This is a genomic window from Streptomyces sp., assembly GCF_036566765.1.
Taxonomy (GTDB): Bacteria; Actinomycetota; Actinomycetes; order Streptomycetales; family Streptomycetaceae; genus Streptomyces.
In genome coordinates this window covers 1-7,351 of record NZ_DATCVQ010000489.1, presented here as the reverse complement: position 1 = coordinate 7,351, position 7,351 = coordinate 1, and the positions used below count along the sequence as shown (strand labels likewise).

Annotated in this window: 7 protein-coding genes and 1 pseudogene; 4 read left to right on the top strand and 4 right to left on the bottom strand. The window is 73.2% G+C overall.

The window, feature by feature from the left end:
• Together VIU94_RS28635 and VIU94_RS28630 are read right to left on the bottom strand one after the other, a co-directional pair.
• Positions 1–200 (bottom strand): annotated as a pseudogene (locus VIU94_RS28635) (DUF3017 domain-containing protein); the annotation flags it as partial.
• A gap of 19 nt (positions 201–219) precedes the next feature.
• Complete coding sequence (locus tag VIU94_RS28630) at positions 220–1,089, bottom strand: bifunctional methylenetetrahydrofolate dehydrogenase/methenyltetrahydrofolate cyclohydrolase (RefSeq protein ID WP_331915561.1); 870 nt, start codon at positions 1,087–1,089, stop codon at positions 220–222.
• Between the two features lie 290 nt (positions 1,090–1,379).
• On the opposite strand from VIU94_RS28630, the gene VIU94_RS28625 reads away from it, so the two are divergent.
• The 3 genes from VIU94_RS28625 (at position 1,380) to VIU94_RS28615 (ending at position 4,402) form a co-directional block, all read left to right on the top strand.
• Entirely contained in the window at positions 1,380–2,120 is a 741-nt protein-coding gene (locus VIU94_RS28625; RefSeq protein ID WP_331915559.1) for an RDD family protein, read from the top strand.
• Between the two features lie 135 nt (positions 2,121–2,255).
• Complete coding sequence (locus tag VIU94_RS28620) at positions 2,256–3,002, top strand: FHA domain-containing protein (RefSeq protein WP_331915557.1); 747 nt, start codon at positions 2,256–2,258, stop codon at positions 3,000–3,002.
• The gene (locus VIU94_RS28615; protein ID WP_331915555.1) at positions 2,999–4,402 is read left to right on the top strand and encodes a protein kinase domain-containing protein; all 1,404 of its coding nucleotides are present in this window, start codon (positions 2,999–3,001) and stop codon (positions 4,400–4,402) included. Before VIU94_RS28620 ends, VIU94_RS28615 begins: the two co-directional genes overlap by 4 nt.
• A gap of 66 nt (positions 4,403–4,468) precedes the next feature.
• Here the strand turns inward: VIU94_RS28615 and purH are convergent, their stop codons facing one another.
• Together purH and purN are read right to left on the bottom strand one after the other, a co-directional pair.
• On the bottom strand, positions 4,469–6,022 hold the full coding sequence (gene purH / locus VIU94_RS28610) for a bifunctional phosphoribosylaminoimidazolecarboxamide formyltransferase/IMP cyclohydrolase (protein ID WP_331915553.1): 1,554 nt from the start codon (positions 6,020–6,022) through the stop codon (positions 4,469–4,471).
• Positions 6,009–6,635, bottom strand: a complete 627-nt coding sequence (gene purN, locus VIU94_RS28605; RefSeq protein WP_331915551.1) for a phosphoribosylglycinamide formyltransferase — start codon at positions 6,633–6,635, stop codon at positions 6,009–6,011. The genes purH and purN overlap by 14 nt, the downstream gene beginning before the upstream one ends.
• A gap of 216 nt (positions 6,636–6,851) precedes the next feature.
• Between purN and VIU94_RS28600 the strand changes: the two genes are divergently transcribed.
• Positions 6,852–7,351 (top strand): hypothetical protein (locus tag VIU94_RS28600; RefSeq protein ID WP_331915549.1); only part of this gene is annotated, 500 nt, incomplete at its 3' end.

Sequence of the window (7,351 nt, the reverse complement as noted above, 5' to 3'; positions counted from 1 at the left end):
GCGCCGCCGGGGGCGGCCCGGCCGCCGCCCTCGGGCCGCGCGGTGCCCCGCGTGACGGAGGGCGGGCGACGGGACTTGTGCGCGGCGGAGGACGCGGCGGCAGTGCCGTCGGCCGTCTCCGAGCCCTCGGCGGTCGCCGAGTCCTCGGCAGCCTTCTCCGGCTCGGCGTCCGACGCCTCTGGTTCGGGATCCGTCGGCATGGGGGTCACGCCCTTCACGTCAGTGCGTCGCCTCGGCCGCGGCGGCGCGCTCCGCCGCCTCGACGACGTTCACGAGCAGCAGCGCCCGCGTCATCGGGCCGACGCCGCCCGGGTTCGGGGAGATCCAGGCCGCGACCTCGGCGACGCCCGGGTGCACATCGCCGACGATCTTGCCCTCGCCGTTGCGCGAGACGCCGACGTCCAGGACGGCCGCGCCCGGCTTCACGTCCTCCGGCTTGATCAGGTGCGGCACGCCCGCCGCGGCGACGATGATGTCGGCGCGGCGCAGGTGCGCGGACAGGTCCTTCGTGCCGGTGTGGCACTGCGTCACCGTCGCGTTCTCCGAGCGGCGGGTCAGCAGCAGCGGCATCGGGCGGCCGATCGTGACGCCGCGGCCGACGACCACGACCTCCGCGCCGCGGATCTCCACGCCGTGCCGGCGCAGCAGCGTGATGATGCCGTTCGGGGTGCAGGGCAGCGGCGCCGGCTCGTTCAGGACGAGGCGGCCCAGGTTCGTCGGGTGCAGACCGTCGGCGTCCTTCGCCGGGTCCATCAGCTCCAGGACGCGGTTCTCGTCGATGCCCTTGGGGAGCGGCAGCTGCACGATGTAGCCGGTGCACGCCGGGTCCTCGTTCAGCTCGCGGACGACCGCCTCGATCTCCTCCTGAGTGGCGGTGGCGGGCAGTTCGCGCTGGATGGACGCGAGGCCGACCTCCGCGCAGTCGCGGTGCTTGCCGGCGACGTACTTCTGGCTGCCCGGATCGTCGCCGACCAGGATCGTGCCGAGGCCGGGCGTGACGCCCCGCTCCTTCAGGGCCGCCACCCGGGTGGCCAGCTCGGACTTGATCTCGGCCGCGGTGGCCTTGCCGTCGAGAATCTGCGCGCTCATGCGGCCATCCTCCCGGATGACCCCGCCCATGTTCCAATCCGGACACCACGGGCCGGGCCCGGCGCGCGGGACCGGACCCCGGCCCTGCCGCCGATCGCGCCCCGGTTCGGGGGGATTTCGGGTTGCACTCCTACAACACATCCGCTTTCCGGCTGGACAAACTTACGCACCACTTATGACGATGGGGTCCGAACAGTGCCGCGGGCACTGCCGGGGGGCGCACCGCACATCAGTCTTTGCCGTTTCCTCCGCGTGGCCGCGTCGTCCCCGCAACGGAGGAAACAGCCCACATGAGCTTCGGCGACCCGAACAACCCGTACGGGCAGCAGCCCCAGCAGCCCCCGCAGGGTCAGCCCGGTTACGGCTACCCGCAGCAGCAGCCGCAGCAGCCGGGCGTTCCGCCCCAGCAGGGCTACGGCTACCCGCAGCAGCCCGCGCAGCCGTACGGCGCGGCCCCGCAGGCCCCGGGCACGCTGCAGGCGAACAACGGCTACATCAACGTGCCGGTCCTCGGCACGGTGCAGGTCGCCACGATGGGTGCGCGCTTCGGCGCCCGCCTGATCGACGCCGTCATCTACGGCGTCGTGTACGCCATCATCTCGGCCATCGGCCTCGCCGGTGCGGCGGGCGCGGCGAAGAGCATCGAGGACTGCAACGGCCTGGACCCGCTGGGGTCCGAGTACCAGACCTGCGTGAACGACGCGAGCGCCGCGGCCGGCGGCGTGATCGCCGGGTTCTTCGGCTTCATCCTGCTCTTCGCCATCGTCGGCCTGCTCTACGAGTGGCTGATGGTCGCCTTCTTCGGCGCCACGGTCGGCAAGATGGCGCTCGGCCTGCGGGTCCTGAAGGAGAACACCGGTCAGGTCCCGGGCATCGGCGGCGGCTTCATCCGCTGGATCGTCCCGATGGTCGGTGCGATCCTCTGCGGTATCGGCCAGCTGCTGGTCTACCTGTCGCCGTTCTTCGACAACTCCGGCAAGCTGCAGGGCTGGCACGACCGTGCCGCCGGCACGATCGTCATCAAGAAGTAGTCGTAGAGCGGTCACCGCTCCACGCGCCACGGCCCGCCGGTCCCCGGACCGGCGGGCCGTCGCGCGTTCTGCGTTCTGCGTTCGTTTATCGCCGCTTCCTACCCTGACGCCCACACCTCGGGGAAAGGAAGCGCCATGTACAGCATCATCGTGGTGCCCGCACACGCCACGACCCCGGCCGGTCAGCTGCGGCTGGCCCCGGGCGAGCGGCTCCACTTCGGTCGCGCCACCCCCGCGGCCGGGCGGCCGCATCTGGACATCCCGCACCCCGGGGTGTCCCGTACCGCCGGCGAGATCGCCGCGGCCGGGACCCACTGGGCGCTCAGCAACTTCAGCTCCGCCTCGACCTATGTCGTGGAGAACCCGGAGGGCGCGGGCGAGCACGTCAAGGTCGCCCCGGGACGGGTCGAGGCCCCGATCCCGTTCGAGTTCGCGCGGGTCGTGCTGCCCGCGGGGCGGGAGCTGCTCGACTTCTCCGTCTGGGCGCCACGGCACGACTACGTCCGCGGCCTCGGCCCCGACACGGGCGGGGAGCCGACCGCGCTCCCGTTCCCGCTGGACCGCGGCAAGCGGTACTTCCTCGTCCTGGCCGCCCTGTGCGAGGCCCGGCTGCGCGGCGAGCCGCACGCGCCGCTGCCCACCGTCGAGGAAGTCTGCGCGCGATTACGCCCGCTGTGGCCGGCCGTGAACCGGGCCGCCGTGCAGTGGAACATCGACTACCTGGCGGTGAAGCTCCGGCTCAAGCCCGGTCCGGACACCGCGGACACCGGCCCGCGGCTCAACGGCAAGAAGGAGTCGCTGGTCTCCCTCGCGCTCCGCTTCGACCTGGTCCGCGAGGACGACCTGACGGCGCTGGCCGTGCCGGGCGAGGTACGGCGGTGAGCGCGGAGGCGTTCGCCGTCACCGTGCCCGAGGGCTACCGCGTCGGCTCGTGGACCGTGGAACGCCCGCTGGGCGCAGGTGCGTTCGGCAGCGTGTACGCGGCGGCCCGACCCGCCGCATCCGACGGGCTCCCCGCCCGTGCCGCGCTGAAGTTCCTGCCGACCGGCACCCGCACCCCGCGCCAGCTGCGCCATCTGCGGGACCTCGCCGAGCGGGAGGTGGAGCTGCTCGGCCGGCTGCGCTCGCCGCGGCTGATCCGGATGTACGAGACGCTCACCGTCGACGACCCGGCGCGCCCGGAGCTGGACGGCGCGACCGTCCTCGTCCTGGAGGAGGCGGCGGACTCGCTGCACACCGCGCTGCCCCGGCTGTCGCCGCAGGAACGGGCGGGGATCCTGACGCAGGTCTGCGAGGGCCTGGCCCAGCTGCACGGGGCGGGCTGGGTGCACGGTGACCTCAAGCCCGGGAACGTGCTGCTGATGGCGGACGGTTCGGCCCGGCTCGGGGACTTCAGCACGGCGAGCGAACTGGACGGCACGCACGCCTACTCGGCCGCCTTCGCGACGGCCGACTACACGCCGCCCGAGCTGCTCTGGTCCGAGTTCGGCGAGCGCGGCACGCGGATCCGCCCCACGGCGGACCTCTGGGCCTTCGGCGTCCTGGCCCATGTGGTCCTCACCGACGGCTTCCCGCTGCCGGGCGGCACCCCGTCGGCCCGCCGGGACGCGGCGGTCCGGTACGCGCGGGGCGAGGAGGAACTGCGCCTCTCCCCCGAACTCCCCGAGGCATGGCGGGAGATCGTCACGGACTGCCTGAGCCGTACGCACGAGGAGCGCGGACGGCGGGCGGGCCGCGACGCGGAGCCGCTGCTGCGGCGTACGGCGGAGGCGGCGGCCGGCCGGGCGCCGCACCGCCGTCGGACGCGCCGCCCCCTGCTCGCGGCGGCGGCCGTACTCGCCCTGACGGTCACGGGCTTCGGGCTCGCCCTGCTGGACGAGGACGCCCCGCGGACGACTCCCCGGACCGGGCCGACGGCCCCGGCCGCGAGCCCTTCCAAGAGCACCACGGCCGTGCAGGCCGCCACCGGCTACGACCGCTGCGCGCCCGGTTCGGTCTGCTTCTTCTCGCAGGCCGACGGCGGTGGGCAGATGTGCGCCTGGGAGGGCGACGACCCGGACTGGTTCGACGGCCAGACCGACTGCTCCTGGGCGGACACCGCACGCCCCCGCTCGATCTTCAACAACGGCCTCCCCGACCCCAAGGGCTTCGTCCACGTCGCGTACTTCGCGAAGCCGGGGCTGCAACAGCGCCTCGGCTGCATCGAGAAAGGCCGCCGCCTCGATCTGGCCCCCGGCTCGGCCGTCCTGTCCCACACCTGGGCCAAGACCTGCTCGATCTGACCATGGAACCGAAAAGGACGGCCCGCCGGTGACCGTACCGGCGGGCCGTCCTGGACCGGCCCCGGATCAGTGGAAGAAGTGGCGGGTGCCCGTGAGGTACATCGTCGCGCCGGCCTTCTTCGCGGCCTCGATCACCAGCTCGTCGCGGACCGAGCCGCCCGGCTGGACGACGGCCTTCACACCGGCGTCCAGGAGGATCTCCAGGCCGTCCGGGAAGGGGAAGAACGCGTCGGACGCGGCGTACGAGCCGCGCGCCCGCTCCTCGCCCGCGCGCTCGACCGCGAGCTTCGCGGAGTCGACGCGGTTGACCTGGCCCATGCCGACGCCGACCGAAGCGCCGTCCTTGGCGAGCAGGATCGCGTTGGACTTGACCGCGCGGCACGCCTTCCAGGCGAACGCGAGCTCGGCCAGCTCCTCGGCCGACAGCGCCTCGCCGGTCGCGAGGGTCCAGTTGGCCGGGTCGTCGCCGTCCGCCTGGAGGCGGTCGGTGACCTGGAGCAGCGCGCCGCCGTCGACCGGCTTGACCTCGACCGGGTTGCTCGGGGCGCCGTCGGCCTTCAGCACGCGGATGTTCTTCTTCTTGGCGAGGACCTCGACCGCGCCGTCCTCGTAGCCGGGGGCCACGATGACCTCGGTGAAGATCTCGGCGACCTGCTCGGCCATCGCCACGGAGACCGGGCGGTTGACCGCGATCACGCCGCCGAACGCGGACAGCGGGTCGCAGGCGTGCGCCTTGCGGTGTGCCTCGGCGACGTCCGCGCCGATGCCGATGCCGCAGGGGTTGGCGTGCTTGATGATCGCGACGCACGGCTCGTCGTGGTCGTACGCGGCCCGGCGCGCGGCGTCGGTGTCCGTGTAGTTGTTGTACGACATCTCCTTGCCGTGCAGCTGCTCCGCCTCGGCCAGGCCGCCGGTGCCGTCGACGTAGAGCGCGGCGCCCTGGTGCGGGTTCTCGCCGTACCGGAGGACGTTCTTGCGCGTGTACGTCGCGCCCAGGAAGTCGGGGAAGCCCGACTCGTCGGCGGCGGCGTAGTCGTCCGCGAACCAGGAGGCGACGGCCACGTCGTACGCGGCGGTGTGCTGGAACGCCTCGGCCGCGAGCCGCTTGCGCGCGGCCAGGTCGAAGCCTCCGGCGGCGACCGCGGTGAGGACGTCGGCGTACCGCGCCGGGCTGGTGACGATCGCGACCGACGGGTGGTTCTTGGCGGCGGCGCGGACCATCGACGGGCCGCCGATGTCGATCTGCTCGACGCACTCGTCCGGGGTCGCGCCGGAGGCGACGGTCTCGCGGAACGGGTACAGGTTCACGACCACCAGGTCGAACGGCTCCACGCCCAGCTCGGCGAGCTGCTCGCGGTGCGACTCGAGGCGCAGGTCGGCGAGGATGCCGGCGTGCACCCGCGGGTGCAGGGTCTTGACGCGGCCGTCCAGGCACTCGGGGAAGCCGGTCAGCTCCTCGACCTTGGTGACCGGGACGCCTGCCGCGGCGATCTTCGAGGCGGTCGAGCCGGTGGACACGAGCTCGACGCCGGCCTCGTGCAGCCCCTTGGCGAGCTCCTCAAGACCCGTCTTGTCGTAGACACTGATCAACGCGCGACGGATGGGCTTATTCACCGACATGAACCTTTCGTCCCTCAATGCGGTAGCCGTTGCGGGCGAGACGCCCCACGACCTCGACGAGCAGCGAGCGCTCGACTTCCTTGATGCGCTCGTGCAGAGCGGCACCCTCGTCCAGGTGATCCTCGTCCCGCACCGCGACCACGCCCTGGGCGATGATCGGGCCGGTGTCGACGCCGTCGTCGACGAAGTGGACGGTGCACCCGGTGACTTTCGCGCCGTACGCCAGGGCGTCCCGCACGCCGTGCGCACCGGGGAAACTGGGCAGCAGCGCGGGGTGCGTGTTGACGACCCGGCCGCCGAAACGGGCGAGGAACTCCTTGCCCACGATCTTCATGAAACCGGCTGACACGACGAGGTCCGGCTCGTACGCGGCCGTGGCCTCGGTCAGCGCCCGGTCCCACTCCTCGCGGGTGGCGTGGTCCTTCACCTTGCAGACGAAGGTCGGCAGCCCGGCGCGCTCGGCGCGCTCCAGGCCGGCGATGTTCTCGCGGTCCGCGCCGACCGCGACGATCCGCGCCCCGTACCCCTCCGGGTCGGCGGCGACGGCGTCGAGCAGGGCCTGCAGATTGGTTCCGGACCCCGAGACCAGGACGACAAGGCGGGCGGGAGCCACTGGGTCACTCTTTCCGTGGTGTTTGTGCGGTCGTACGAACGAATCGCATCCCCCGATACGGGGAACCCTACGAAGGGTCCGACCGTCAGCAACGATACCGGCACACCGGACGGCCCCCACGGGACGGGGGCGTGGCCGGGGGGTAGCGTCTGGGGACGACGCCGGACGACATGCGCCAGCGCCTCGATGCGACGACAGAGGGAAGACGTTCACCAGATGCCGGACCGCCGCCGTACGGAACGCCAGTCCACGGACGACAACAATCCGTTCGCGCCGCCGCCCGAGGGCGCGCCGGACCAGCCCTGGCAGCCGCGGCGACCGGAGGGCGCGGACGACGACGCCTCCGGACCCTCGGACTCCGGCGAGGCCCCGGGCCGGTGGAGCAGCCGGCAGCCGGGCCGCTCCTCGGCCGGCTGGGGCCGGCGCCCCGAGGGCGGCCAGGGCGGCGGGCCGGACGGTCCGCAGGAGAACCCCGGCCCGCGCTGGGACCCGACGGACCCGGCGCAGCGACGGGCCCGGTACGCGCTGCTCGCGGGCATGTGGGCGTTCTTCTTCGCGATCTTCGACCTGTCCGAGCTCGCCCTGCTGCTCGGCGCACTGGCGCTGTACTGGGGCGTCAGCTCGCTGCGCGCCAAGCCGAAGCCCGCGGAGCCGGGCGCGACCCCGGCGGCCGGGGCGACTGCGGCGACCACGGCGGCGGCCCGCCGGCCGCAGCG

Excerpts from the sequence above, each read along its gene's own strand:
- VIU94_RS28630 (WP_331915561.1), bottom strand. The coding sequence starts at position 1,089 with ATGAGCGCGCAGATTCTCGACGGCAAGGCCACCGCGGCCGAGATCAAG.
- VIU94_RS28620 (WP_331915557.1), top strand. The coding sequence starts at position 2,256 with ATGTACAGCATCATCGTGGTGCCCGCACACGCCACGACCCCGGCCGGT.
- purH (WP_331915553.1), bottom strand. The coding sequence starts at position 6,022 with ATGTCGGTGAATAAGCCCATCCGTCGCGCGTTGATCAGTGTCTACGAC.
- VIU94_RS28625 (WP_331915559.1), top strand. The coding sequence starts at position 1,380 with ATGAGCTTCGGCGACCCGAACAACCCGTACGGGCAGCAGCCCCAGCAG.